We start from the raw sequence: 25,791 nt of genomic DNA, 5'->3' as shown, positions 1-25,791 counted from the left end.
CTAACAAACGTAATTTTTTTTAACAAATCGTACTTTTAAATTGTAGCTCTTTTAGACACCTTCAGAAGCCATGATTCGATAACATAGCGAAAATATCTGTCGCTAAAATTGGGTTTTAGGACTCGAGCACAACGACAGTGCTAGAGCAATCAGTCGGTCGATTAACCGTTATGCTATAGCTGATAAGACAAAACTAACGCGGCGCAACTGGTTTGGTGCACTGTTCCCCACTTTGCAAGAACTGTAGAAGTAAACGCGGTATCCTGCTGGGAACGAGCTTCTTGTAGGATAACTAACAACGAATTAAATCAAAGCGGATAAGGATGTCATGTTATGAGTAATTTGAGGCGCGTACCGATTGGGATTGTTGGCGCGTCAGGCTATGGCGGAGTACAGTTAGTCAGACTGCTGATGGATCATCCGGCAGTTGAACTAGTATATTTAGGTGGAGACAGCAGTGCTGGAAAACAGTTTGCAGAACTCTATCCGCATCTAGCTGATGCAGTCACTCAACAAATTAAGCCGGTAGATCCAGAAGTTATTGCACAAAGTTGTGAGATAGTTTTTCTGTCTTTGCCAAATGGTCTAGCTTGCCAAATAACGCCACAACTTCTTGAGAAAGGATGTAAAGTTCTGGATCTCAGTGCTGACTACCGATTTAAAGATTTAGCAACTTATACAAGTTGGTATAATACTCAAAGAAGCGATCAAGCCACTGCTCAAGCAGCAGTTTATGGATTACCTGAATTGTATCGCGATCGCATTGCTGAGGCGCAGCTTATTGGGTGTCCTGGGTGTTATCCCACAGCTAGCCTGCTTGCACTTTCACCACTTCTCAAGCAAGGGTTAATCGTACCAGAAACAGCTATTATTGATGCAAAATCTGGTACTTCAGGTGGTGGGCGTCAAGCCAAGGTTAACTTATTGCTAGCTGAAGCAGATAACTCCCTCGGAGCTTACAATGTTGCCCGTCATCGCCACACGCCAGAAATCGAGCAAATTTGCACTGATTTAGCAGGACACGAAATCACTGTACAATTTACACCGCACCTCATACCAATGGTAAGAGGAATTTTGGCGACCGTGTACGCAACACTACGCGATCCCGGTTTGGTAAGAGATGACTTAATTACTATATATAAAGCATTCTACCGCAACTCCCCTTGGGTGAAAGTCTGTGAAGCAGGTACATACCCCCAAACCAAGTGGGCTTGTGGCAGTAATCTTTGTTATCTTGGTATAGAAGTTGACCAACGTACTGGCCGAATTATTGTCATGTCAGCAATTGATAATTTAATCAAAGGGCAGGCAGGGCAAGCAATTCAATGTTTAAATGTCATGATGGGTTGGGACGAAACTCTGGGTTTACCGAAGTTCGGATTTTATCCCTAAATGAGGGGGCAGGGAGCAACCCCTCCGGGTAAGTCAAAAGTCAAAAGTCAAAAGTCAAAAGTTAGGAAGCAGGGGGAGATAATGAATTCTGACTCCTGACTCCTGGCTCCTGACTTCTGACTCCTGAATTCTGACTCCTGACTCCTGACTCCTTTTTAAGATCTAATCCCGGCGTAAATAGCGCGATCGCCTAACTCATCCTCAATTCGGAGTAGGCGGTTATATTTTGCTACACGCTCACTACGACAGAGCGAACCTGTTTTAATTTGCCCAGCACGAGTCGCTACAGCCAGATCAGCAATAGTCGTATCTTCCGTTTCACCGGAACGATGGCTAATAACTGATCGAAAACTATTGCGAGTCGCCAAATCAATTGTTTCCAAAGTTTCGGTTAGGGAACCAATTTGATTAAGTTTGATCAAAATCGCATTAGCGGCTTTGTTCTCAATCCCTTTTTGTAATCGAGAAGCATTGGTCACAAACAGATCATCTCCTACCAATTGCACACGGGAACCCAACTTCTGGGTAAGTAACTCCCAATTCTGCCAGTCTTCCTCGTGCAAACCGTCTTCAATTGATACAATCGGGTATTGGTCAACCAGTTGCCCCAGGTAATCAATAAACTCACCAGGAGAGTGCGGTGTACCATCATAGACATATTGCCCATTTTTGTAAAATTCACTAGCCGCAACGTCCAAAGCCAAAGCCACTTGTTCACCTGGCTTGTAGCCAGCCTTTTCAATAGCAGCAACAAGCAATTCCAAAGCCACTTGATTTGACTCTAAATTGGGAGCAAAACCACCTTCATCACCCACACCAGTTAGTAAACCCTTGTCATGTAACACCTGGCTAAGAGTTGCAAACACTTCAGCACCCCAGCGCAATGCTTCTCTAAAAGAAGATGCTCCCACAGGAACAATCATAAACTCTTGGAAATCCACATTGTTAGCAGCATGAGCACCGCCATTAATAACATTCATTAACGGTACTGGTAGCAAATTCGCCAATGGACCACCTAAGTACCGGTACAAGGGAATTGCCAAAGACTCAGCACCAGCCTTAGCCGCTGCTAGGGACACTGCTAAAATTGCATTAGCTCCAAGACGAGATTTATTAGGAGTACCATCCAAAGCAATCATTGTGCGGTCTAGTAGTTCCTGGTTGAGAGCATCCGCTTGTAATAATTTTGGTGCAATTTCGTCCTTGACATTTTGCACAGCCTTAAGTACGCCTTTCCCTCCATAACGGGACTTATCCTGATCCCGTAGTTCGTGCGCTTCAAAAGTTCCAGTAGAAGCACCACTTGGAACCTGCGCCAATCCTACAGCACCATTTACCAAATGTACTTCTGCTTCAATTGTTGGTCTACCGCGTGAGTCAAGAATTTCGCGTGCAACAATAGCTTCTATCGCAGTATCAATCATCTGTGTTATCCTCTCGTAGTCATGATATATTAGCTGCTAACCGCTTTTTAATGATTGACAATAAGCAGCTATAGTTAAACCCAATCGTTAGCATAGGGGTTTAAGTGACTATCTCGGCTAAGATTAACGAAGATTTTGGACTCAGAGGTTTTCTGTGGGATGATCAGGGGAGTTTCCTCAGATAAAGCTTGTTCTGGTATAGCTTCGCTGCTGCGCGGAGCGCAGATCGCAGCAATTGGCATGTTCAAGGATTGAATATTCATAAATCGAAGTTGATTTTTTAATGGGAAGATGCCTCTTCCATCTGCTGTTAATCTAGAAGCATCCAACGATAAGCAGCAAAACACACCATGACGAGAGACATTTTTAAATATCCTCCTAGTGTAGAAGTTTTAAAGCTACTTGTACCTGGTTCTCTGAAACAAAACTTAGTAAAAGCGATAAGGCTGTGGGTAATTTTACATTCTATATACGGAGGTGATAATAATGAAGCAACATTGGAGTTAGAAGAAGAATTTAGTTTTCTGCAATGGAGAGATTTATTCTTTCAGGATGCGACAAAGCATCATGCACGCGATAATGTTCCTACTTTACACCATGAAGAATGCCGATGTGCGAGAAAATTAAGTGAGTGGTTATTTACATCAAATCTAAGCATTGAAAAAAATAAATGGTGTCAGTCATTTCATAAGTATTATTCTATTGAATCTGATGAGTTAGAAAATTTACTATTGACTGGAAGCATTAACAACACAGATCAAGACTCATCTGATAATCAGAATAGTCAAAAATATCACGGCTTTTCTAAAACCATACCTGATGGAAGGTTATTTGCTGTAACTTGTCGTAATTTAAAAGACTATGATTTTCGGACATTAGTTAATCTTGGCTGGTTAAATATAAAAAAAGTAGATAATCAAGATAAGTATGTAAAAGTAAAAAAAATACCACAAATTTTCTGGGATTGTGTTGAAAATCTAGGAGCTACGAGTAAGCAATTTACACATGAAGAATTATCTGCACTCAATAACTCCTTATCTAAGCCAATTAATGGGATTCAAAGGTTCTTTATACATACAGAATATATAGTACATCCACAACTATACATTCATGTAAAATTATTACAAAAGCAATTGAAACAAATTTGGTCAAAAGATAAAACTTCATTCATAAAATTAACATACAAGAGTGCAAAACTATATCAAGATACAGTTACTTGTATTGTTTATCCCGTTTGTATTTACTACTACCAACGTGGCTTTTATTTATTTGCTTACGGTCAAACACCACAAAGAGATAGTGAACATAGTTGGAATGAAATTAACTGGTACGATTATCGACTTGATCGCATTCTTAAATTAGATGAATTGCCAACAGATTTAAGCAATAGCAATATTCCTAAAAGCTTTATAACTAAATGTTGGGGTAAATATCCCCCGAGTCCTCAAGATATTAAAGATGAAATGTTATCAGCTTGGGGATTTGATATCCACAAGCCACCGGAATTACTTGTTTTAAGATTTAATCAGTATTTTTACGCTAATAATATCCAAGGAACTGAACGAGATGAAATGTTTACAAAAATTTCTCAAAAGCAAGTTGAATTTTTAATAAAAAATAACACTTCTTCATTCCCAGAACAACAATATTTATTTTCAAAATTGAATTCCAATAAAAACAGTGTTTACCGCAAAATTTATTATCGCCAAGACGATAATAATATCGTTATGCGTCTCAGAGCTTGGGGACAAAATGTTGAAGTAATTTTACCTTGGAGTTTACGACAGCGTATGAAAGAAGATATGGAAGCTACTTATCAGCTTTATAGATAAAAAAGGAGTCAGAAGTCAGGAGTCAGGAGTCAGAATAAACGACTCATAAAACCATACAGTAGTAGGTTGGGCTGCAATACTGCACGGGGTTTTGGAAAATCGTAGGTTGGGTAGAGCGCATAAGCGTTACCCAACAAATCCTTATAAATGTTGGGTTTCGTTCCTCAACCCAACCTAGATTAAATTTAAATTTTCGGCTTAACCGAGCAGTATTGGGTTGGGTTGTAGCTTGCTTCCCCGTAGGGGTACGAAGTGAAACCCAACAAAAATCTAAAAATGTTGGGTTTCGTCCCTCAACCCAACCTACCTATTGTCTGTCTTATCGACTCATAGACAAGGTTTTAAATTTGAAATATCAAATAGGAATTTTCTAGAAAACTCTTTCTGATTACGTTGTTCAAAAAGGTTACAAATTTTCATTTTACTGTGGGAGATTTTATGACAGATATTATTAGCCAATTCCTGGATATAAATAACTTTCAACGTGCTTGGGAAAAGGTTGCTGGAAACAGGGGTGGTGCGGGGATAGATGGAGAAACAATTGATAGCTTTGCTTCTAATCAAACTGTGAATATTTATCAATTACTTCGTGCTGTTGCTAATAGCACTTATGAACCTCAGCCATATAAACAGGTGGTTATTCCCAAAAAAAATGGTAAGCAAAGGGAGTTAAAAATACCAACAGTTCGAGATAGAATTGTCCAGCAGGCGTTATTAAATGTACTAAATCCAGTATTTGAAGAAAAATTTTTGCCTGTTAGTTTTGCCTATCGCCCTAATTTATCTTATATCAATGCTGTGGAGAAAATTGCTGATTGGCGAGATATGGGTTATGTATGGGTCTTTGATGCGGATATTGCAAAATTTTTCGATAATATTGACCATTTCAGGTTATTAAAAGAAGTAAGATTACATATAGATAATTCGGGAATTTTATGTTTAATTAAATCTTGGATATCTGTCGGAATGTTAACATTAGAAGGATTGATATTGCCACAAAAAGGGATCCCTCAAGGTGCGGTAGTTTCTCCCTTACTTGCGAATATTTATCTACATGAATTTGATGAGTTAGTTAGCGCAACAGATTTAAAACTTGTGCGTTATGCGGACGATTTTGTGGTTTTATCCCACAGTCAAGAAAGAATTTTATTAGCTCAATTAGAAATTGTCAATTTGTTGGATTCAATGGGTTTGACGATAAATACGGAAAAAACTCAAATTACTAATTTTAACCGTGGTTTTCGGTTTTTAGGTCATGGTTTTATAGAAAATGCGATTTTTCCGGTTGATGCAAACACAGTTAAGTTAAAGTCGGGGATAGAGGAAAAGCAAGTAAAAAAACAAACTAAAAAAAAACAGGAAGAACCTCAAGGTTATGAGCAAAGAGAATTAGAAAGTCAGTCTTTATTACAAGAGAATCAGAATGAGGTTGGGGGGGTAGTTTCTAGTAATATTGCTTATTTACATCAACCCTATCTAGCAGAGGTAGAGATAGAATCATCTACTAATGAGCAACAAGATAATGAAAACAGCCTTTTTCAAAAAAATATTTGGAGTCAAGAAATGGCAGCTATTTACCTTATTGAACAAGGAACTTCAATCTATAAGGATTATCAACGTTTTATTATTCATGTTTCAGAAAAGCCTAAACTAGAAGTACCGATTCGAGAAGTACAACAAATTATAGTGTTTGGTAATATTCAATTATCGACTCCTGTAATTAATGCCTGTTTGGAAGAGCAAATTCCTGTATTATTTCTGAGCCAATCTGGACAATACCACGGTCATCTGTGGAGTGAAGAATCTATTAATTTTGAAACACATCTAATACAAATAGAGAGACGCAATGATGATTATTTTCAATATAACGTATCTAAAGCGATTGTTTTAGGTAAGTTAATGAATTCTAAGCAGTTGTTAATGCGATTTAATCGTAGACGCAAAATAGAAGATTTGGAAAAGGCTATTTATGGTATTAATCAAGATATTAACGCTGTGGAATATGTAGACAATTTAGATACATTGCGCGGTTATGAAGGTATTGCTGCTGCGAGATATTTTCCGGCTTTTGGTAAGTTAATTACCAATTCGGCTTTCAGTTTTTCCCAGCGATTTCGTCAACCCCCTATTGATGAAGTGAATTCGTTGTTGAGTTTTGGTTATACGCTTTTGTTCAACAACGTGTTGAGTTTTATTATTGCTGAAGGTATTTCACCGTATATAGGTAATTTTCATTATGGTGAAAAGTGCAAGCCATATTTAGCTTTTGATTTGATGGAAGAGTTTCGCTCTCCTATTGTTGATAGTTTGGTTTTGAAGGTGATTAATAATAATGAATTTAAACCAAATGATTTTGATCTAGTTGCGAGTACGGGAGGTGTATATTTAAGCCAGTCTGCACGGAAAGTGTTTCTTAAACAATTTGAAAGCCGGATGAATGAAGAAGTTTCTCACCCAGATTTAATTTCTGCAGCTACATATAGACATGTAATTCAATTACAGGTAAGGCGGTATAAACGCTATTTATTATCAGGGACTCCCTATGAATCTTTTTTAAGAGCAGCTTAGGTGATTTACAGGAATAAATATACCGTCGCCGTTGGTTTCGACTTCGCTCAACCAACTGAGAGATCGTGAGTTGAGCGAAGTCGAAACCTTGAGTTGAGCGAAGCCGAAACTCGCACTCCCCAGGTATTTTCTTTCTCGGAAATCACCTTAAGGGGGAAGACTGATATCTTGCACCTAGGTTGTCAGCCAGCCAGCGATTTAAATCGCTGTCTGATAGCTAAAGTCCTCTCAAGAGGACTGCTCAAGAACCTCAGTCCATTTCAATGGAATGCGCGCTATTAGCCCAGAACTTCAGTTCTGGGCGGGATATCGGGCTGATTGAGAATGGTGCAAGATGTCAGCCTCCAACTAGCGCCAAAATGGTGCTAGCAACATATGAAAGAAGCACATTTTTCGGGAGTTCTAAAACCCTTGCTATACAGGCATTCTAAAATGTGCATCTTAGGAGAAGAGACTTTGTTTCTATCTGAAACCCTTTGAAAACTTCATTTTTCAATGAATCAGATTTTGTATAATTACTTAATTTGTATTAAAAAGTAAAAAAATCTATACTTTTATGAAGTATTAATTCTTACTAATAAACATGTTAGTGGTCGTTGTGTATGATATTCCTGATGATAAGAGACGTACGAAGTTATCCAATTTTCTAGAGGGTTACGGCCGAAGGGTGCAGTTTTCTGTGTTTGAATGTTTTTTAAGCTTGGAGGAAATGCGGCAACTTTTTGAAAAATCGAAGAAATTGGTGAAACCATCTGAGGATAATGTCCGCTTTTACTGGGTTTCACAAGAAGCTGTTTCTAGGGTCTTAACTATTGGTAGTGAAGAACCAACGACACCGCCAAAGTATTACGTGATCTAGATTTTAGAGATATTAAGGAGATTTTGTAACATGGTCATCGACACACTCCGCCAAATCGCTGAAACCCTATATTTTCCGTTGGAGTGTGTCGATTGCTTACAGGGTAAGGTTTTGAGGCTTGTCTGTTGCTCGATTTTCCACAACGTTTATAATGTTTTTCAGGATGGTGTCGATTTGTCGTCTGAAACCCTTGCTGTGTAAGGGCTCCTGGACGAACTCCCTACCGATTGGGTTAAATCGGATTAGTTGGAAACTTCCCTGAAAGTTCCATGGGAATAATAGTCGGGTCCCTACCGATTGGGTTAAATCGGATTAGTTGGAAACCATAATCTTTCTGGATTAGAGAAAGACAGTCGTCTTACCCCTACCGATTGGGTTAAATCGGATTAGTTGGAAACAACAACCGCACCGCTGGGATTTTTCACCCATTGACCCTACCGATTGGGTTAAATCGGATTAGTTGGAAACATAAAATCGCGTGGACAACACTTTTTGAAAGCGCCCTACCGATTGGGTTAAATCGGATTAGTTGGAAACTCTGGTCTGCAATTGCACTGTTATGCAAAAAACCAACCCTACCGATTGGGTTAAATCGGATTAGTTGGAAACCTGATTTTTTCTTCTGTTCGTGCTTTTTTATCCCTACCGATTGGGTTAAATCGGATTAGTTGGAAACTAAAGGAGGTAAGTCCCGCCAGTTATCCCGGATAGAACCCTACCGATTGGGTTAAATCGGATTAGTTGGAAACGCTAGAAATCTGCGTTGGGTCATTCTTGAAGTGCCCCCTACCGATTGGGTTAAATCGGATTAGTTGGAAACCTGTAAAGATCAGGATGAGGCCAGTTAGAACCACCACCCTACCGATTGGGTTAAATCGGATTAGTTGGAAACAACCTTTACTGACATTAGCACGAGCTAATGGTTCAGTTGCCCTACCGATTGGGTTAAATCGGATTAGTTGGAAACAGTAATAAGAGCATTTGCGTTCTCCTTCACATGCATGCCCTACCGATTGGGTTAAATCGGATTAGTTGGAAACGAGCACACCCATACGATTGAATTCAGGTAATTTAGCCCTACCGATTGGGTTAAATCGGATTAGTTGGAAACCAGCGAACTGCGACATGTTAGAGAAAAAATTATTTCCCCCGGTTCTTGCGTACTTAACGTGCTAAATTTTTAATTACAGTCGATAACTTTGTTTTAAAATCAAGGCTTACAGGCGCTTATAGCCAAAATTTTAATCATCAGACCTAAAAGGCAGTAAATAATGGCTGTCATCTTATCCCAGCAAGGATTTCAAGCTTATTTTTCAACATATTTAGCACGCTAAGTACGCAAGAACCATATGAAAGGAGTAAAAAGAACACGAAATATACCAGTTCTTTATGACGAAATCAAAAAACCTCGTGCCACCAGATTAACTGATACTGCATGGAAAGGGATTACCGAAACCGCAAAACAACAAGGTATTAGCGCTAGTGAATTAATGGAGAGATGGGGGCGTCAACTAATATTATTAGTCGAAAAGAGTGTTGACGGCGACTAAAGTCGCGTCGCCTTCCTCCCATGTCGCGCATAACAGACAAGGTTGTTCTAAATCTAGAATAACCTTGTCTTCATGGGCTTCCTGCTTTAATTACTGTGAAAAGTTAGGAGCTTCGATAGAATGGGTATACTGTTTCAGTGAGGAGATCGACACCATGCCCAAGGTTTTAGATCCAAACGAGTCCTACACCTTTAGCAAGTATTTTGAATTGCCTTACTCACCGGAAGATATTTTGGCAGATTTGGGCTGTACGATCGAGCGCAGCGATCGCGAAGATCTCCCTTACACGCAGTCTGAATTAGATTGGCTGCCTGAACTTGCACTCAGTATGCGGCGCAGACTCAAACGGGTGAATACAACCACTGAACAGGCTCGTCGGGAGGCATTGATTTTTCCGTTGCTTGATCGGATTTGCGATCTGTTAGACTATTCAATCAATATTGAGTATACGGTTAGTGTGAGCAATTGGTTAAAAGGCTCCCTAGACTACTATATTCCCAGCCCGAGTAATCTTCTGATTATTGAAGCAAAACAATCGGACTTGACCAAAGGCTTTACTCAGCTTGCCGTTGAATTAATTGCGCTGGATCGCTGGGTAGAAAGTGAGAGTCCTATTTTGTACGGTGCAGTTTCAACCGGGGAAATTTGGCGATTTGGTCTGTATGATCGCGCTGCACATCATGTGGTACAGTATTTGCCTCTGCATCCAGTGCCGCAGGATTTAGAGTTTGTAACCCGGACGATTATTGGGATTTTGCAGGGAGAAACGTCAAGAGGGCATGGCTGATATCTTGCACCTGGGCTGTCAGCCAGCCAGCGATTTAAATCGCTTGTTGATAGCTAAAGTCCTCTCAAGAGGACTGAGCAAGGATTTCAGTCCATTTCAATGGACTTAAGCTATTAGCCCTACACTTAAGTGTAGGGCAGGATATCGGGCTGATTCAGCCGGGGTGCAAGATGTCAGATGGGGCGGATCTTTCGGGCAACTCTGAGTAGGGAATATTCCTCTTTCATGCGTGGTGGTGAAATTTTTTTCACTCAAAATGAATGAGTACTTACTCAATTAAAAAGCATAAACAAAGGTTGAGTAACGCTATGTTTCTCAACCCTCTTTAATTAGAGTTAAATCAGATGATTTGAAACACTTAACACTTTGTTAAATGTTTCAACACATCAGCCAATGCTTTGACCATTGGACGATCTGATACATTTTCTCCACGTTCTAATCGATGTACGCTACCTGTTAGTAATGGGGCGGTTTCTAACAATTCGTTCGTTTGTTCTTGCCAATTATCAGCTTGCATAACCTCATCTTGAACGCCATGTAATTGGCTGTGAATCTTGGCAACGATTTTAAGATTTAATTCTTGGCAGAAAACTTCCCATTCAGGAAATTTGTTTACATCTCCTGACAAAATGACAGCGTGGGTTGCTTCTTTCATTATTATTTTATTTTCTGGAGAAGTTTTACCACCAACATCAATAATATTGATTAACTGGTTTGCACCCTGTACCCATTTAGCAGCTTGTTGTGCAAACTCAGGTGTAAAATCTGCTTTATTATTATACTTATAATCCTTCGCTGCTGACTGATTGTTTTCATAAGCTTCTTGATGCCAAGAGCCTTCCCCATCTGGACAAGCGGTGATGACATAAGGATAAGGTGCACCTAATCTGCCTAAAATAGCTCTTTTTAAACCATCTCGCAAACAGGATTTTCCTGACTTTGCAGGACCGCACAAAACAACTTTGATCAGCGATCGCTCTTTCTGAGATTCAGTTGTTTCGATCAAATCACCGACTTGATATTCTGCGGAACCATGTACAGAGGTGACGATATAAGTTTTGTGTCTAATAGCACCATTTGGTGTACTTACTTTACTACCAAGTTTGGGATCTAAAATTGCGACGACTTGGTATAAATGCGCAAGTTTGTGAGAAAGCACGTAAGCAACAGGAACAGATTGTGGTCCGTCAATTAAAATACGTTTACCTCCTGTAATTTCCCCAGAATCAATTTTTTGGCTTACGACTTCTAGCGCATCTCGGACTATGCGATCGCCCTGAGACGGAAGATTACGATTAAATCCAACGTGCAACACTTCACCGTTTAACTCAATATGATAGCTGTACATACTTTAGTTTTAGTATATTTTTGAACAGGGTTTACTATTACAATTGAGAGAAATGCCATTTCCACAAGCAATCATCTCAAATAAAATCCACGTCTTAAAGCTTCAATTCTTTTGTGAATAGGTGGGTGTGTATGCTTTAACCAGTGAAACACACCTGTTTCTTGAGTCATCGCCACTCGAATCCATAAAGTAGCCATTTGTTCTTTATTTTTTTTCGGTGGTTCGAAAGGTAAACGGTCAAGCCTTACCAAGGCTGATACCATATCATCAACGCTCGTTAACCTAGCTGCAACCGCATCAGCGTGATATTCGCGCCAACGACTGTGCCAAAAAGTCAATAATGTAACCAAGAACTTTGTTATCATCGGCAACATCATTAAAAGAATCCAAACCAATACACCCACAAAAAAGCCTGTTGCGTGCTGCCAATTACCCATCAGACCATAAATTACACCTGCAGCCAGCATTAATAAAGCCACAAATCTCCCAAAATACCAAACAATCAGCAACATTGGCGTAAAAAGTATTAGCATCACACCATCCAAAGCAGCGGAAAGAAGAGTTTTTGCCATCGTATCTAGATTCGCAATATGTCCTAATTCATGCGCCATCACCGCAGCAACTTCTCTGTGACTTAATTGTTTGATTAAACCAGTAGTAGCAACAACCATCGCATAAGAACGAGTTGCACCCACTGCATAAGCATTAGGATTGTCATCACATAATTCAATTCCTACTACTGGAGTTTTGGGTAATCCTTCTGCTTGAGCTAACTCTTTAACCCTCGTACATAACCATTTTTCAGTTTCAGAATATAATCCTTTCTCGTGTACTAAAAGAGGGTTAATAACTCGTATTTTTCTTTGATTAACATAAGAAGGTACAGCAGCAAAATATCTGTACATGGTTGTGAGCACCCAGTAAATACTAGGGATACCAATACAAACCAAAAAGAACAGACCGATAATAAAATTAAAAGCTCCTTGCTGAAATAATAGCAATCCGTAATAGCTTGCGTATACTCCATAACTAAAAACACTTAAGCAAAATAAAGTCATGAGAAAAATAACAGCCAGATTGCCTTTAGCATTTCTAAATTTCATAACATCTCCCTGGATATTTTAATAGTGAACAGTTATCAGTTATCACTTTCAAGAAAAGCATGATACAGGTACGATATGTAGGGGCGAATGCAATACGGTTCGGTTAAGGATAATTGTAGGTTGGGTAGAGCGACAGCGAAACCCAACAAAATCCTAAAAATGTTGGGTTACCCTGCGGGAAGCCGCTAGGGGCGTCTACGTTCCTCAACCCAACCTACGTTTAACTTAAAAGAGTAGTAGTTGCTATTTATTCTAGGTAGCGGATGTATTCTGACTCCTGACTCCTGACTCCTGAATTCTTCTTTATAAAATCTGAATTTTCGGAGGTTTCGACTTCCTCGGAATTATTAAGCCCGCAAAAGTAACAATCGTCATTGTGCAAATACTCTATATTCGTCTTACGCCAATCACTAACGGGAAACTCATAAATCCAATCAATCCCAGAATCAACATTTAAAAAACCGCTGATCATCCCATGAATGACACCAACACCTGTACTTGCACAAATACTATTTAACCAAAATACGGCTGGGTCATTCACTCCTTCTAAATAACCAGCACTTGCAGCCATCTTGTTAATCTCTAAAGGTGCAGACTCTAAGGCTGCACGTTGCAGGTTGATAATATTACCGCACATCAAACACCAACCACCTCCCAAAGGAGGAACGGTAATTCTGCAATACATGCGCGGTGTATGATCTGATTTCAGATCTATATGAGTTCCTAAACACACCAAAGGACGCATATACTGCAAGGCTAATTCTTGAGCAGTTTTACGAGAAAGATGATTGTCAGTCGCTACCACTACTAAATCACAGCTTGCGATTTCTTGCTTGGCTGATTCGCTTTCAACTGTAGTTGATATTGTTTTGACACAAGAACCCTGATGGTAAATTTTTTTGATTAGATGCTTGACATAATGTACTTTATACCATTGTTGGTCTACCATTTCTTGTGTAGCACCAGGCATTCGATTGAGATTAACTGTCTCCAATTGATCTGGATCAATTAATACCCAATTTTTCACACCCAAACGTCCTAATAATTCTGCAAAAATTGAACCAATTCCACCACACCCAATAAGTCCAACTTTTAGCTGATTCAAAACGTTTTGATTGGCTTCACCAAATATTTTTTGGCGAGCAAACATAAAATTTGTATTTTTCATGTTCTCTTCAGGGTTAGAGACCATAAATAACGAATTGTAGAATTGAACATTTTCAAATTTCTGCCCTTTCCTATCCCAAATCCGAAATTGACCATATTTTAGATTTTCGTCAAACACCCCGGAAATCAAACGAGGTTTTTTAGGAAAATGAGACGCAATAAATCTTGCATATTCAGATTCATAACGGTCGTCAACATACGAAAAGTCTGGAAAATTTGGACTTGTATGGGTGTGGATGTGAACTACATCCATACCAGGTTGAAGATGATTTTCTAACAGATAAGAATGAAAATGCTGTTTTAAAACTAACCCACTAGCTGATTGATGTTCATAGCAATCAGAAGCAGGAACGACCCAAGTTTTAGGAATATATCGGAATTTCCTTTTAGAAACTTGATGACGCTGACAAAATAAAAAACCAATAACTTCCTCATTAAACATCCGAGACTGAACCATAGATTCTCGAAACTCAGACCACATTTTTGGTGCCACATGCACAGAAATTGTAGAAGGTTTATTCATGATTTTTAAATTTCCTATTCGTCACTATTAATTGCGTGGCGTGCTGTCACAAACAAAGTAGAAAGATTATGACCTTTTTCTGGATTATGGCTAGGTCTCCAAGAATTTAACCACACTTCATGGTTAAATCCTCCACCTAATCCAACACAGTACCAATACCATCCTTCTTCACTCAAAAATGGTGCTCCATAGTAGCTTTGTCTAGTGAAGTGATGGTCTCCTTCTCCTACAGTACTCCATGGATAATTTAGATAGCAGCCAATAGGAGGAAGCTGAGGATAATTTGGTGGTAATAAAAACAAAACATCTGTGTTGGAAACTTTAAACTTTCTAGAAGATAATGGCATCCCCTTAATCAGAATAGCCGTGTATTTTGTCTGACTTACTGTTTTGCTACCAACAATTACATTTTTGGCTACTTTTTCTAACAATTTGAGTTCTTGTATAATTCGCGCGCTGGGTTTAAATCCCGATTTTTCTTGGCTAATTGTAACTGCCATACTTCACCCTCTTCATTCAACACTCAGAAACTGAACCTAGATTATTGGATAAACAAAAATCGAAGAAGAATTCAGGAGTCAGGAGTCAGGAGTCAGAATGAACTACCTTGTCTACTCGTTACTCTGCGGAGGGGTTGATTCAGGAGTGCTAAAACGCCATCCCTTTATGGTTGGTGTATTCTGCCTCCTGTATTCTGACTCCTGACTCCTTTTTATTACCCTTTCACAATTTTTGGCATAGTCCAAATTTTTGAACCTTCTTTTAGTGCTTCATTACTCTTCAAAGGACGAGTACCACTAAAACTTTCTTCCATCACATCATCTTGACCAATTTCTGGCATTTTTTTTCGTAATTCTTCGACTGTTGTACCTTGTGGTAAATCAACCAATTTACCATTGACAATTGCTCTCATTTTATTTCCTCGATTTTTTATCAGGAGTCAGAATAAATACTTGTTTAAAAGCTCATCCTCTGTGGACGAGACAGAAATTGAAACTTTTCTTGAAACACCATCTCTTTATCGGTGGTGTATTTTGACTGCTTTTTATGCGGTTTAATACTTTCATTTTGCGGTTGATGGTTTATGCCAAATATAAAGAACAAGCCAAGTAGACCAATAACACTCATTATTTTAAGAAATGACAACTGCTTAGCTTGTTTGAATGTTACATCCTCCAAAAAGCAGATTTTTTGCTCTAGCTTTTCAAGACAAGATTTTGTATTATCAATTTCTTGATTTATCTTCTGTAGATATTCAGATTCTAAATAATCACAGCGTTGGGTAATTTCCTCCGTCATATGGGTCAATTTATCACACTGAATTTGTTCTTGATTGATTAACTTTCCATTGACTGTTTTCATAAAAAACCCTTTTATTTTTCGTTGTTTGCAGTACTATGATTTCATCAATCAAAGACGGTGGAACTGCCTATACGATGATAATTTTCGTTGACATCATGTTGCGCAAATTTATCAAAAACCTCACTTAAATCCACTATGCTATTAGCTGCAATTTTCAACTCACTCCCTAAAGATTGTTCAACTGAAGCTACTTCAACTCTTATTCCTCGTCTTCTCAATTTCTCTGCTAAATAAGCGAAATCAGAATCTCCAGTTACTAAAACTACAATATCTGGTTTTACTTCTAAAGCTAACTGAATCGCATCAATTGCCATGACAACATCAACATTGCTTTCATAATCTTCACCCTTAGCTTTACCTTCTCTAGCAACAACTAAAAAACCATTACTCTTTGCCCAATAAATAAATTTTTCTTTACTTTTTCGCTGTTCCTCAAATCTTTCTTTTGCAGGAGGTAAACCGATATAAATCACCATTTCAATTAACTCTCTCCCTTCTTTTGGGTCAGCTAAATAGTCCCGCATCTTACACCAATCTATTTTGCGATTAAAATTATGCGCAGCCATAAAAGCGTTATCGCCATCAGCAATAATCATCACTCGATGAAGATTTCTCATGCTCTTTTACCCTTCGTTTTGGGTTTTTGTTTTCTTGTTTTCTATTAAAACCTATGGGTGGAAGACGCTTTTACCTATCAGCTATTCTCCCAAATAAACAGCGATCACCTGGAGGCGATCGCTTAAGTAAGTCGGCGTTAATATTTCAAACTATGTTAAGAAATATTAACTTAGGGGAGGCAAATTGGGGTGTGGATTTTCCTCTCCCAATATTGCTGTTGTGTTGTCGTCAAGCGGCGCACCGCCACAAATTCAAGGTGCGTTACAGCTTCGCAATAACACAACCCTGAGTGCAATTATCTCGGCGGATACTCTAGCCTGGCGGCAAATTAAACGATGATCCCTGATGCGGAAAGTAAAATAAATTTATCCTCAACTTAACCCCCAGTATGGTTATCCCAGAACTCGAACAACAACTCCTGAATCTCTCAGCTAACGATAAGCTGTACATTATCCAACTACTCGCCCAAAGCCTGACCACACAGAATAACAACTCCTACCCAGAACAAACCACCAAACTCTCAGAGTTTTTCCGTCAATCCCCCCTAGCTGAAGTCAGTTCAGAATTAGACCTAAGCCGAGATCTCAGTCAAGCCCGTGATAGCTTCACCCCATGAGCTACCTCCTTGATACTTGCTTGATTTCCGAACTGATTGCCAAACAACCAAATCAACAAGTTTTAGATTGGCTAGATGCCCAAGTGCCAGAAACACTTTATCTAAGCGTCATCACAATTGGCGAAATCGCTAAAGGTATTAGCAAAATGACTGCATCTAACCGCAAAGAATCTCTAACAACTTGGTTAAATGAAACACTACCGCTACGCTTTGAAAACAGAATTTTAAGTATTGATTTCTCAACAATGGTGTTGTGGGGAAACTTAGTTGGGCAACTAGAATTTTCGGGGCGATCTCTACCCGCAATGGATTCTCTCATTGCAGCCATCGCACTTCATAACTCTCTATCACTTGTCACGCGTAACGAAAAAGATTTTGCCTCAACAGGGGTTGTAATCATTAATCCTTGGTCTTTTTAAGGATTTAGGGATATTCTTAACAATGACCAAAATGGTTTCCAACTAATCCGATTTAACCCAGTCGGTAGGGAGTTGCGATAGCTTTTGTTGCAAATGTTGAAGATAAGTTTCCAACTAATCCGATTTAACCCAGTCGGTAGGGATGGCACAGGAAATTGCAATGCAAACCCGCAAGTTTCCAACTAATCCGATTTAACCCAGTCGGTAGGGTTTGGATATTTCATTATCCCTAAACCACAGCCCCCTCGTTTCCAACTAATCCGATTTAACCCAGTCGGTAGGGAAGTTGCCGAATGTAAGGCCGCAAGACGCAACCCAACGTTTCCAACTAATCCGATTTAACCCAGTCGGTAGGGTTGACTGCGAATCCAACAGCAAAAGTGGGCGATTTGCAGAATGTTTCCAACTAATCCGATTTAACCCAGTCGGTAGGGTTTTCAAACTAAACGACTGGGAACCTTTTGAGCAGTGGAAGTTTCCAACTAATCCGATTTAACCCAGTCGGTAGGGGGGTGGTGGCGCTTGGGGAAATTCTTCTGATAAATTGTTTCCAACTAATCCGATTTAACCCAGTCGGTAGGGTTTCCTCACCAAAGAGGAACTATCCGAATGCACCGTTTCCAACTAATCCGATTTAACCCAGTCGGTAGGGTCCGCTAATTTCTCCTGTCGAAAAACGACCATCATACAGTTTCCAACTAATCCGATTTAACCCAGTCGGTAGGGCTGGTGACCCAGTTCTGAACGCGGTTCAGGATGCAGGTTTCCAACTAATCCGATTTAACCCAGTCGGTAGGGTAGGGGAAAGTTTCTTTCCTGAATTTTCAACTTTTGTTTCCAACTAATCCGATTTAACCCAGTCGGTAGGGTTCCTGGGGATACCAATTCCTTGGCGAAACTTGGGGTTTCCAACTAATCCGATTTAACCCAGTCGGTAGGGCTTTTTTTTGGCAATAGCTGCCACCTGGGTATTAATGTTTCCAACTAATCCGATTTAACCCAGTCGGTAGGGGAGTGATGGAAACGACAAAACTGAGAAGAAATAAAGGTTTCCAACTAATCCGATTTAACCCAGTCGGTAGGGAGAAAAAAATAAGACATCTCCCATGATGTCTTAGAAGTTTCCAACTAATCCGATTTAACCCAGTCGGTAGGGATTATCCCCAAAAATTCATAGTGACCGAATATGATGTTTCCAACTAATCCGATTTAACCCAGTCGGTAGGGTTAAGTGCAAGAATAGCCAATACAAGAGTGAATGAGAGTTTCCAACTAATCCGATTTAACCCAGTCGGTAGGGAAACCTGGTCGCCGGATCGTCTTGATTGATTTAGCAGTCGTTTCCAACTAATCCGATTTAACCCAGTCGGTAGGGTTTCCGAACAATGGAAATGGAGCGTGGGGGAATTATGGTTTCCAACTAATCCGATTTAACCCAGTCGGTAGGGCTTTAGGCCAGTACTGACTGACCACAGATTGCACTAGTTTCCAACTAATCCGATTTAACCCAGTCGGTAGGGTTAATCAAGCGCACATCAAGTCTATGGTAGCGTAATTTGTTTCCAACTAATCCGATTTAACCCAGTCGGTAGGGCTTGAATAATAGGGGCATTAACCTTGTTCCTGGTTTCCAACTAATCCGATTTAACCCAGTCGGTAGGGAGTTCGTCTAGGAGCCCTTACTGTGTAAGGGTTTCAGACGACAAATCGACACACTCCTGAAAAACATTATACAACTTCCCAAAAATCAAGCAAGACATAGAGATCAAAACCTTACCCCATAAGCGATCGACACACTCCAACCAAAAATATAGGGTTTCAGCGATTTGGCGGAGTGTGTCGATGACCATGTTACAAAATTTCTGAATTCCCTTAAAATCTAAACCGTACAGGACTTATAATATCTGATCAAGTTATTGAACGATGATACTATTGCCTTATTCGTTGCAGCAGCTGCAATAATCTGGTTGTCTCTTCAACAGATGTTATGGCAATACAATCAGGTTACCAAGGAAACGTAGATTCATCTCTAGGTTTCTTCCTTAGTTTATAAAAAATGACTGATGGAAGGGTCCTCTTCCATGCATCTGCTAATCTATAAATTACTTTGACGAACCCACTGTGATTGCTCGCAATCACTAAAACAGTATGGTTAAAATTACCTATGACAAGTAAAAAGTATACTATAATTACCTTTTCTCCTGTGCAGGGATTCATAGAGAAATCGCGCAAGTTGCGAGATTTGTATGGAAGTTCCTATTTACTGTCTTATTTATCGTGGATAGTTTGCAACGCTGCAAAAAATCATGATTATGAAGTCGTTTCTCCTGCCTTAATAAATATCACTCAAGGAATGCCCAATCAAATTATTATTAAGGGTGATTTCCGAGAGGAAGATGCAAAAGCGGCATTCTTAACAGCTTGGAAATGTATTACAGAAACTTGCCGTGAGTGGATTGAGGATAATATTAAAGGAGAATGGCAGTACACAACCTGGAAAAGAAGTTGGGGTTTGTGGACAAAATACGCGTGGGAGTTTTTCTGGGTTCAAGGAAAAGAAAATCAGAGTATAAGTGATGTTAGAGAGAAGTTAAACCAGAGAAAGCGTAGCCGTGATTGGACTGGAATAAATTGGCAAGGTGAGAGTTCTACTCTTTCTGGTGCGGATGCGATAGGGAAGCCCTGCTGCTTTCAGCAGATCGCACATCCAAAACTCGGCGAAATTTCCGACCCTCGGAAGTACAACTATCAGCAAGAAAAGCAGCTTGTCACAGCTTTCTACCAAGCACTCAGCGAGAAACTAGGGGAATCATTTATTGATCCAAAAGAAGAACTCAGCATTCCTGAGTTAATCAAGCGCTTAATTACATACGAAAGTGTTTCTAACAAGTTAATTGAAAAAATAAAAGAGAAATTTTCTCAAGATACAACGACTCTTGAACCACTAATTGAGGAAATTGCACAAATATCAAAAGATTTACAACCATCATCTTTTAAAGATTTGCACAGACATAAAGATTATAGTCAAACACAACAAGACAAAGGGTTTCAAGGCTGGTTTCACGGAGATGGTGATAAAGCTGGCGACTATCTGAAAAAATACCCAGAAAAAACCCATACTTTTAGTAAAGAAATGCGGGAGTGGGGTAAATGGTTCAAAGCTAGACCACTGAAAATGGGTCGAGTTATTTATGCTGGAGGAGATGATTTTTTAGGTATATTTTATGATAAAGAAGATTCAGGGGTAAAATTAGAACCAAAGTATTGTGTTGATTGGTTTAGCGATTTTAAGTCTAAAATTTGGGGTGATAAGAAAATTACTGTCAGTGTTGGTTTTGTTTGGGCGTTCCCAGGAATCCCCCAACGAGACGTATTACAACATTGCTGGGACGCAGAAAAATCAGCAAAAAAGAACGGACGCGACAGGATTGCTCTTAGGATCTTATTTAATAACGGAAATCACTTAGAGTGGGTGTGTCCTTGGTGGTTATTAGAAGCCGGTTTGCTGTCGAATTATTGGGATCGAGATAAAAACGAGAGTAAACCACAACAAAATTGGACACACATATACAATGATGTCGCGGTTTTAGAATCCCGTCATGCTTTCGATGATGATGGTGTAGATATTGCTTTAAGTTTGTTAAAGATCTATTTTCCCAAGCATGTCAATGTAGTGAAAAACAACCTACTACACTCCGAATATGCAGATTTGACGAAAACTAAAGCTGGAATTTTAGGAGAGGACACAATCTACCAAAAGGAAAATTCCCAACAAATAGACCAAACCAAAGTCAATAAAGCGTTAACCAACTGGATAATTAACCTTGCTAAAGTCGGATTTCATTTATGTCAGCAGTAGAAACCACAGACAACACATCTAAAGAAAAGTACCTTCCTCCCCGTTCTCCTTTTACCCATCTCATTATTATTGAACCGTTGGGTTTACTTTACGGTAGTTCAGGAAGATTTCTCTCACCAGAAAACTTAGTAGGACGTTCTGGAACTCACTTCCCCCCAAGTAGTGCAACTTTATCAGGCTTATTCGCAGCTTCCAAACAACAAGCAGATATCCGCGATTTGATGTTAGCGGGACCATTTTGGGGGAATATAGACGAGGTCAGTCGCTTCGCTCCAAGTCAAAAGTCAAAAGTCAAAAGTCAAAAGTCAGACGAACAGAACTTTTACGTACCAACTCCACGGAACTATTTAGTTAAAAATGGAAAAATCGTCGAGAAATTACATTGGGACAGAGAAAAGAAAGAATGGTTAAATGAAAAAGGCAAAAGCCCTGTTGATAAATTCGAGAGTCATACTTGGTTAGCGATTAATAACTGGAACAACCCCGAGGAAATCAAGAAAAATCCTTGGAGGTTCTTACCCCACTTACATCCGCGCTTGGAACAAGATGAACGACATGTTATCAGAAATCATGAAGAACAGGGAAGCTTGTTTTTAGAAAACAGCGTACAAATGGAAACTGGTACTGGCTTGGTTTATCTCTCCAACACTGAACTTAACCCTGGTTGGTATCGCTTTGGTGGTGAAGGACATATGGTAGATGTGCGATGTGAACCGATTGGTAGCAAACTAAATGACTTTCTTAAAAAACCTGTAGGAAACACTTTCGCCTTAATTACCCCTGCAGTTTGGGGTTCCAATCGTCTATCGAAGCGAGAACCTGTTTACTTAGAAAAACACAATCTAGCTGTTGACGAACAGGAAAAAAATGTTTGGAACCTAGAAGCACTTTTCACAGAACGTCCTGTACCAATGCGTTATCGCTTAGGTGGAAATGCACAAACAAAACTACTTTCTCGGGGACGTTATGCGGTTCCTGGGGGTAGTGTTTACGTATTGAAAGAGGGGATAGATAAACCTTGGCAAGATTGGGACGTTAACTGGTTTCCCAAAGAAGGTCCATCTTTAAAGCGTTGGGGATGTGGTTTGGCGTTACCTTTATAAAAAGGAGTCAGGAGACAGAATTCAGGAGTCAGAATATACTACCCATAAAGGGATGGTATTTTAAGAAAAGTTTAAACTCTTGTCTCGGAAACGAGTAGACGAGGTTTTGACCAGCATTTATTCTGACTCCTGTCTCCTGACTCCTGAATTCTTTTTGATAAATTCATAAGGAGTCGAAAAAATGTATCAAAAAGCTTACGGTATTATCGAAACTTTAGCACCTTTGCACGTTGGAGCAAGTGCAGGGGAAGAGACAGGTAATCTTAACTTAATTTTCCGCGATCAATTTACTCAGACAGGGATTATTCCTGGTAGTTCGATTCGCGGTAGATTTAGGGCAGATATGCGATCGCGCTCTGAGGAAAATGTTGCTAAATGGTATGGTCATGAAGCCATATCAGGAAAAGACAACACTACCACAGAAGCATCTGTAAAGTTTGAATATGCTTCAGTCTTATGGCTTCCGGTATTTTGTCCTGGACAGCCGGTTGTTTGGATTACCTGTCCTTGGTTACTCAGACGCTACAAGCAAGTTACTAAGATTAACTTAGATTTACCAGAGCCTTATACAGCACCAAAAGCTTTACAAAGTCGTCAGGTTGGTACAAATCATCGAGTTCTATTTTTCAACCTGGGTTTTATCGAAATTGAACATGAAGGCGATCTTTCAGGTTGGGTACCCAGTGGAGTTGATTTAAATCCTGATAATTTGCTGGTAGTTGGAGACAATGATATTGCTATGTTGCACGACATGGCACTTTATCGTCAAAGTCGGGTAAAGCTAGAAGATGACGAAAAGAAGGTAGCAACAGGTGCGTTTTTTAATGTCGAAGCTTTACCAGAAGGAAGTATTTTGGTGTTTCCTATCGCTTTGAAAGAAAAAGGTTGGAAGCCTTTTGGCGAAGGTAAAGAATCTGAAGAACTTTATTTTGGTGGGTTGGAGTCAATTGGATTTGGTCATTGTCGTGTGAGATTAGCGGGAGATTATTAATTATGGGTTGGAAATCTTACGATTTGGATCGCGAAGCGCAAAAATTAGTGTTGGATGCTAAGCAGCGTGATGAAAAGTCTCTCAACCAGTCTTATAAAATGCGGATGGCTGTTGCTTATGGATTGGAACGTTTTTGGGGAGAACATTTGCGCTTGCAAGAAAAAGAACGTACTAAATCGCAATATTGGAAAGAAACTTGGGATGCATTGGTAGGAATTATGGAACAAGCAGGGGTTTTAATTCCGAATGAACCAGTGGATGTTAACAATGTCAGGCAAATTCAAGCGATGTCTGAAGAACTTTGGAAGTTAGGAATAGACGAGCAAAGAGTTGCTTTATCGGTTTTAACCCAGCTATGTGATTGTGTTGTTTGGTGGACGCAAAGGTATAAGTAAAGGAGTCAGGAGTCAGAATTCAGAAGTCAGGAGGAGCCAGTGCGTTGCTGTGTAAAATCCCCGTCGGAAATTCCTCCCAGTACCCAGTCCCCAATCCCCAATCCCCAATCCCCAGTACCCTTTAACAAAGGATGATTAATTATGGCTATTCCCGATGCTGCGAAAAAAGTGCCGATGTTGTTTCGCGCGCAAGTTAATGGACGTTGCCAAATTCAACGACTCGTTCCTGGTGCAGAAGAACAAGACGCTACACGTTGGGCTTCGGAGTGGGTAGAAAAGACTTATCCTCAACTTCCTGAAGTTCCTGAATTTGTACAAACTCGTGTCTATCGTCTCACTTGGCGATTTATTACCAATAGCGGACAGGATGACGGTGTGATTCGTCCTGTTATTGGCGCGAAAGGTTGGCCGTTTTATCCTGGTAGTAGTATGAAGGGGATTTTTCGCCGTGCCTGTACAAAAGAGCAACGCGATAGCGAAACGCTGCTGCCCTTGGCAGATCGCTACTGTGGTAAATCGGTTAATGGTGATTTTCAACCAGGGATTTTACGCTTTCATGGTGGTTATCCTACCGATACCACCTGGACGGAAAATTTAGTAGATATTGTCCATCCCCAGCAAGATTGGCAAGTTAAGTCGAATAACAAAGATTCTGGTGCTTTTATTCAGATTTCCCTTCATCAACCCGAATTGCGATTTGGTATTTCTAGTAATGTTCTCTTAGATGATTCTGAGTGGGAAACTATTTGGAATATTTGGGAAAAAGCCCTCTCTACAGGAATTGGTAGTCGCGTTTGTGCTGGGTATGGACAACCTGAAAAACATACTGGTAATGTCCTTTATCGTACTCGACTTAAAGGGCAAGGACAAGCAGCTAAGCTAATTGATGGGACGGGTGAGTTTCGCGCTAATATTTTCCGAGCCGCAGTGCGAGGTCATGCGTTACGGATTTTTGGCGGACTGACGGGAGCAAGTACAGCCGATACAATTGTTAATCGGTTATTTGGTGGGATTCAAGGTGAGGCAATTATTGGATTATTGGGGATGAGTTTTCAGGTGCTTAAGGATAAGCCTGGAAGCTTTGGTAGAGGAGGTTATATCCAACCAACTTATGATATTGAAGGGGAATTAACTTGGTTGTTGGCGAAACAACTACCTAACCCAGAACAGGAAGAAGCACTAAAAAAATTAATTGCAGCTTTAACTCGGTTTGCAATGGTTTTCGGCGGTTTTGGTAAATCATGGCGAAGGGCAGATCATCGCTTATTCTTTGAAGAATACTACGAAGATGAATATAAATCGCTGATTGGTTGTCATTGGCAATGGTTGGGAGAGCGATCGCAACTCAACGATGTACAAGTTCGTAATATAGATCAGGTTGGTGGTTTTATCAACAAAGTAAGACAAACAGCCCAAGAATGGATGCAACTTCAAGGTATAACACCCAACCCCTCGCAAAAAGCACCTTGGCGAGAAGTGTGGCATCCTGACAACGTGCAAGTTTGGGGAAGAGAAGCCGAAAGCAACGAAGATTCTCAAGCTATCTTTTGGTTACACGAACCCTATCAAGAAGAAATTCGTGGAATCCAGCCAGAAGGATCAATTTATCGAACATCAATAACCGGGCAAATAGGGAGAATAGGTCGTTTATGGCATCGGATGTATCCTTTTGTGAGGCTGGTCAAAAATCCCGAAAACGGAAAACCAATGCCTAAAACAACCCCAAAATACTTAGAATTTTTGACCATATTCCCCGACAACTCTCCCGAATCAAACAAATTTATCCAGTTCCTGAACTCCCAAAAAAATCGCTCAGGTGCTTTTCAAAAGCTGTGGTGAAAGTTCGTTCGTTAGTAGTTGCGCTGTCTTCGCACT

The 25,791-nt window shown here is 39.9% G+C and carries 23 protein-coding genes and 2 CRISPR repeat arrays; of the genes, 14 read left to right on the top strand and 9 right to left on the bottom strand.

Features of this window, described 5'->3' with window-relative positions:
* The first annotated feature begins 333 nt into the window (after nt 1–333).
* Nucleotides 334–1,392, top strand: a complete 1,059-nt coding sequence (gene argC / locus G4P69_RS17025; protein WP_208340381.1) for an N-acetyl-gamma-glutamyl-phosphate reductase — start codon at nt 334–336, stop codon at nt 1,390–1,392.
* Nucleotides 1,393–1,547: 155 nt separating this feature from the next.
* Here the strand turns inward: argC and eno are convergent, their stop codons facing one another.
* Together eno and G4P69_RS17015 are read right to left on the bottom strand one after the other, a co-directional pair.
* Complete coding sequence (eno, locus tag G4P69_RS17020; protein WP_208340382.1) at nt 1,548–2,816, bottom strand: phosphopyruvate hydratase; 1,269 nt, start codon at nt 2,814–2,816, stop codon at nt 1,548–1,550.
* A 74-nt stretch (nt 2,817–2,890) separates the two neighbouring features.
* Complete coding sequence (locus G4P69_RS17015; RefSeq protein WP_208340383.1) at nt 2,891–3,079, bottom strand: hypothetical protein; 189 nt, start codon at nt 3,077–3,079, stop codon at nt 2,891–2,893.
* 87 nt (nt 3,080–3,166) lie between these two features.
* Here G4P69_RS17015 and G4P69_RS17010 point away from each other — a divergent pair, with 87 nt between their 5' ends.
* From G4P69_RS17010 to G4P69_RS16990, 5 genes are all read left to right on the top strand, one after another.
* Nucleotides 3,167–4,648 (top strand): TIGR03985 family CRISPR-associated protein, encoded by a 1,482-nt coding sequence (locus tag G4P69_RS17010; protein WP_208340384.1) that lies wholly within the window; start codon nt 3,167–3,169, stop codon nt 4,646–4,648.
* A 438-nt stretch (nt 4,649–5,086) separates the two neighbouring features.
* Complete coding sequence (gene cas1, locus G4P69_RS17005) at nt 5,087–7,216, top strand: CRISPR-associated endonuclease Cas1 (RefSeq protein WP_208340385.1); 2,130 nt, start codon at nt 5,087–5,089, stop codon at nt 7,214–7,216.
* A 583-nt stretch (nt 7,217–7,799) separates the two neighbouring features.
* Nucleotides 7,800–8,075, top strand: a complete 276-nt coding sequence (cas2, locus tag G4P69_RS17000) for a CRISPR-associated endonuclease Cas2 (protein WP_208340386.1) — start codon at nt 7,800–7,802, stop codon at nt 8,073–8,075.
* 218 nt (nt 8,076–8,293) lie between these two features.
* Nucleotides 8,294–9,186: direct repeats of the CRISPR family, unit length 36 nt; unit sequence CCCTACCGATTGGGTTAAATCGGATTAGTTGGAAAC.
* 238 nt (nt 9,187–9,424) lie between these two features.
* Entirely contained in the window at nt 9,425–9,625 is a 201-nt protein-coding gene (locus G4P69_RS16995; RefSeq protein ID WP_208340387.1) for a hypothetical protein, read from the top strand.
* Between the two features lie 154 nt (nt 9,626–9,779).
* Nucleotides 9,780–10,412: a hypothetical protein gene (locus tag G4P69_RS16990; RefSeq protein WP_208340388.1), complete on the top strand. Its 633-nt coding sequence runs from the start codon at nt 9,780–9,782 to the stop codon at nt 10,410–10,412.
* Nucleotides 10,413–10,770: 358 nt separating this feature from the next.
* Here the strand turns inward: G4P69_RS16990 and G4P69_RS16985 are convergent, their stop codons facing one another.
* The 7 genes from G4P69_RS16985 to G4P69_RS16955 form a co-directional block, all read right to left on the bottom strand.
* The gene (locus G4P69_RS16985) at nt 10,771–11,760 is read right to left on the bottom strand and encodes a CRISPR-associated protein Csx3 (RefSeq protein WP_208340389.1); all 990 of its coding nucleotides are present in this window, start codon (nt 11,758–11,760) and stop codon (nt 10,771–10,773) included.
* 71 nt (nt 11,761–11,831) lie between these two features.
* Nucleotides 11,832–12,863: a M48 family metallopeptidase gene (locus tag G4P69_RS16980; protein WP_208340390.1), complete on the bottom strand. Its 1,032-nt coding sequence runs from the start codon at nt 12,861–12,863 to the stop codon at nt 11,832–11,834.
* A gap of 247 nt (nt 12,864–13,110) precedes the next feature.
* On the bottom strand, nt 13,111–14,553 hold the full coding sequence (locus tag G4P69_RS16975) for a HesA/MoeB/ThiF family protein (protein WP_208340391.1): 1,443 nt from the start codon (nt 14,551–14,553) through the stop codon (nt 13,111–13,113).
* 14 nt (nt 14,554–14,567) lie between these two features.
* Entirely contained in the window at nt 14,568–15,053 is a 486-nt protein-coding gene (locus tag G4P69_RS16970; protein ID WP_208340392.1) for an E2/UBC family protein, read from the bottom strand.
* A 215-nt stretch (nt 15,054–15,268) separates the two neighbouring features.
* Complete coding sequence (locus G4P69_RS16965) at nt 15,269–15,466, bottom strand: hypothetical protein (protein ID WP_208340393.1); 198 nt, start codon at nt 15,464–15,466, stop codon at nt 15,269–15,271.
* Between the two features lie 44 nt (nt 15,467–15,510).
* Complete coding sequence (locus G4P69_RS16960) at nt 15,511–15,915, bottom strand: hypothetical protein (RefSeq protein WP_208340394.1); 405 nt, start codon at nt 15,913–15,915, stop codon at nt 15,511–15,513.
* A gap of 44 nt (nt 15,916–15,959) precedes the next feature.
* Nucleotides 15,960–16,532 carry a LabA-like NYN domain-containing protein gene (locus G4P69_RS16955; RefSeq protein ID WP_208340395.1) on the bottom strand — a complete coding sequence of 191 codons (573 nt, stop codon included), beginning with the start codon at nt 16,530–16,532 and terminating at the stop codon, nt 15,960–15,962.
* 184 nt (nt 16,533–16,716) lie between these two features.
* On the opposite strand from G4P69_RS16955, the gene G4P69_RS16950 reads away from it, so the two are divergent.
* The 8 genes from G4P69_RS16950 (at nt 16,717) to G4P69_RS16915 (ending at nt 25,755) form a co-directional block, all read left to right on the top strand.
* Nucleotides 16,717–16,872: a hypothetical protein gene (locus G4P69_RS16950; protein ID WP_208350616.1), complete on the top strand. Its 156-nt coding sequence runs from the start codon at nt 16,717–16,719 to the stop codon at nt 16,870–16,872.
* A gap of 49 nt (nt 16,873–16,921) precedes the next feature.
* Nucleotides 16,922–17,149 carry a hypothetical protein gene (locus G4P69_RS16945; RefSeq protein ID WP_208340396.1) on the top strand — a complete coding sequence of 76 codons (228 nt, stop codon included), beginning with the start codon at nt 16,922–16,924 and terminating at the stop codon, nt 17,147–17,149.
* Complete coding sequence (locus G4P69_RS16940) at nt 17,146–17,568, top strand: type II toxin-antitoxin system VapC family toxin (RefSeq protein WP_208340397.1); 423 nt, start codon at nt 17,146–17,148, stop codon at nt 17,566–17,568. The genes G4P69_RS16945 and G4P69_RS16940 overlap by 4 nt, the downstream gene beginning before the upstream one ends.
* 34 nt (nt 17,569–17,602) lie before the next feature.
* Nucleotides 17,603–19,230: a CRISPR direct-repeat array (repeat unit 36 nt; unit sequence GTTTCCAACTAATCCGATTTAACCCAGTCGGTAGGG).
* 502 nt (nt 19,231–19,732) lie between these two features.
* Nucleotides 19,733–21,427 carry a type III-B CRISPR-associated protein Cas10/Cmr2 gene (locus G4P69_RS16935; RefSeq protein WP_208340398.1) on the top strand — a complete coding sequence of 565 codons (1,695 nt, stop codon included), beginning with the start codon at nt 19,733–19,735 and terminating at the stop codon, nt 21,425–21,427.
* A complete protein-coding gene (locus G4P69_RS16930) occupies nt 21,415–22,530 on the top strand; it encodes a type III-B CRISPR module-associated Cmr3 family protein (RefSeq protein ID WP_208340399.1) in 1,116 nt (371 codons plus the stop codon). The genes G4P69_RS16935 and G4P69_RS16930 overlap by 13 nt, the downstream gene beginning before the upstream one ends.
* Nucleotides 22,531–22,711: 181 nt before the next feature.
* Entirely contained in the window at nt 22,712–23,521 is an 810-nt protein-coding gene (locus tag G4P69_RS16925; RefSeq protein WP_208340400.1) for an RAMP superfamily CRISPR-associated protein, read from the top strand.
* A 2-nt stretch (nt 23,522–23,523) separates the two neighbouring features.
* Nucleotides 23,524–23,916 (top strand): hypothetical protein, encoded by a 393-nt coding sequence (locus G4P69_RS16920; protein WP_208340401.1) that lies wholly within the window; start codon nt 23,524–23,526, stop codon nt 23,914–23,916.
* Between the two features lie 141 nt (nt 23,917–24,057).
* Nucleotides 24,058–25,755, top strand: coding sequence for an RAMP superfamily protein (locus G4P69_RS16915; protein WP_208350614.1), 1,698 nt, complete (start codon nt 24,058–24,060; stop codon nt 25,753–25,755).
* Nucleotides 25,756–25,791: the final 36 nt, after the last annotated feature.

It is taken from the genome of Aetokthonos hydrillicola CCALA 1050 (assembly GCF_017591665.1).
GTDB classification, from domain to species: Bacteria; Cyanobacteriota; Cyanobacteriia; order Cyanobacteriales; family Nostocaceae; genus Aetokthonos; species Aetokthonos hydrillicola.
The sequence above is the reverse complement of the archived record's forward strand: the minus strand, read 5'-3'. Positions and strand labels throughout refer to the sequence as shown.

What these genes read in the sequence shown, in the direction of transcription:
- argC (WP_208340381.1), top strand. Translation starts at nt 334, where the DNA reads ATGAGTAATTTGAGGCGCGTACCGATTGGGATTGTTGGCGCGTCAGGC.
- eno (WP_208340382.1), bottom strand. Translation starts at nt 2,816, where the DNA reads ATGATTGATACTGCGATAGAAGCTATTGTTGCACGCGAAATTCTTGAC.
- G4P69_RS17015 (WP_208340383.1), bottom strand. Translation starts at nt 3,079, where the DNA reads ATGAATATTCAATCCTTGAACATGCCAATTGCTGCGATCTGCGCTCCG.
- G4P69_RS17010 (WP_208340384.1), top strand. Translation starts at nt 3,167, where the DNA reads ATGACGAGAGACATTTTTAAATATCCTCCTAGTGTAGAAGTTTTAAAG.
- cas1 (WP_208340385.1), top strand. Translation starts at nt 5,087, where the DNA reads ATGACAGATATTATTAGCCAATTCCTGGATATAAATAACTTTCAACGT.
- cas2 (WP_208340386.1), top strand. Translation starts at nt 7,800, where the DNA reads ATGTTAGTGGTCGTTGTGTATGATATTCCTGATGATAAGAGACGTACG.
- G4P69_RS16995 (WP_208340387.1), top strand. Translation starts at nt 9,425, where the DNA reads ATGAAAGGAGTAAAAAGAACACGAAATATACCAGTTCTTTATGACGAA.
- G4P69_RS16990 (WP_208340388.1), top strand. Translation starts at nt 9,780, where the DNA reads ATGCCCAAGGTTTTAGATCCAAACGAGTCCTACACCTTTAGCAAGTAT.
- G4P69_RS16985 (WP_208340389.1), bottom strand. Translation starts at nt 11,760, where the DNA reads ATGTACAGCTATCATATTGAGTTAAACGGTGAAGTGTTGCACGTTGGA.
- G4P69_RS16980 (WP_208340390.1), bottom strand. Translation starts at nt 12,863, where the DNA reads ATGAAATTTAGAAATGCTAAAGGCAATCTGGCTGTTATTTTTCTCATG.
- G4P69_RS16975 (WP_208340391.1), bottom strand. Translation starts at nt 14,553, where the DNA reads ATGAATAAACCTTCTACAATTTCTGTGCATGTGGCACCAAAAATGTGG.
- G4P69_RS16970 (WP_208340392.1), bottom strand. Translation starts at nt 15,053, where the DNA reads ATGGCAGTTACAATTAGCCAAGAAAAATCGGGATTTAAACCCAGCGCG.
- G4P69_RS16965 (WP_208340393.1), bottom strand. Translation starts at nt 15,466, where the DNA reads ATGAGAGCAATTGTCAATGGTAAATTGGTTGATTTACCACAAGGTACA.
- G4P69_RS16960 (WP_208340394.1), bottom strand. Translation starts at nt 15,915, where the DNA reads ATGAAAACAGTCAATGGAAAGTTAATCAATCAAGAACAAATTCAGTGT.
- G4P69_RS16955 (WP_208340395.1), bottom strand. Translation starts at nt 16,532, where the DNA reads ATGAGAAATCTTCATCGAGTGATGATTATTGCTGATGGCGATAACGCT.
- G4P69_RS16945 (WP_208340396.1), top strand. Translation starts at nt 16,922, where the DNA reads ATGGTTATCCCAGAACTCGAACAACAACTCCTGAATCTCTCAGCTAAC.
- G4P69_RS16940 (WP_208340397.1), top strand. Translation starts at nt 17,146, where the DNA reads ATGAGCTACCTCCTTGATACTTGCTTGATTTCCGAACTGATTGCCAAA.
- G4P69_RS16935 (WP_208340398.1), top strand. Translation starts at nt 19,733, where the DNA reads ATGACAAGTAAAAAGTATACTATAATTACCTTTTCTCCTGTGCAGGGA.
- G4P69_RS16930 (WP_208340399.1), top strand. Translation starts at nt 21,415, where the DNA reads ATGTCAGCAGTAGAAACCACAGACAACACATCTAAAGAAAAGTACCTT.
- G4P69_RS16925 (WP_208340400.1), top strand. Translation starts at nt 22,712, where the DNA reads ATGTATCAAAAAGCTTACGGTATTATCGAAACTTTAGCACCTTTGCAC.
- G4P69_RS16920 (WP_208340401.1), top strand. Translation starts at nt 23,524, where the DNA reads ATGGGTTGGAAATCTTACGATTTGGATCGCGAAGCGCAAAAATTAGTG.
- G4P69_RS16915 (WP_208350614.1), top strand. Translation starts at nt 24,058, where the DNA reads ATGGCTATTCCCGATGCTGCGAAAAAAGTGCCGATGTTGTTTCGCGCG.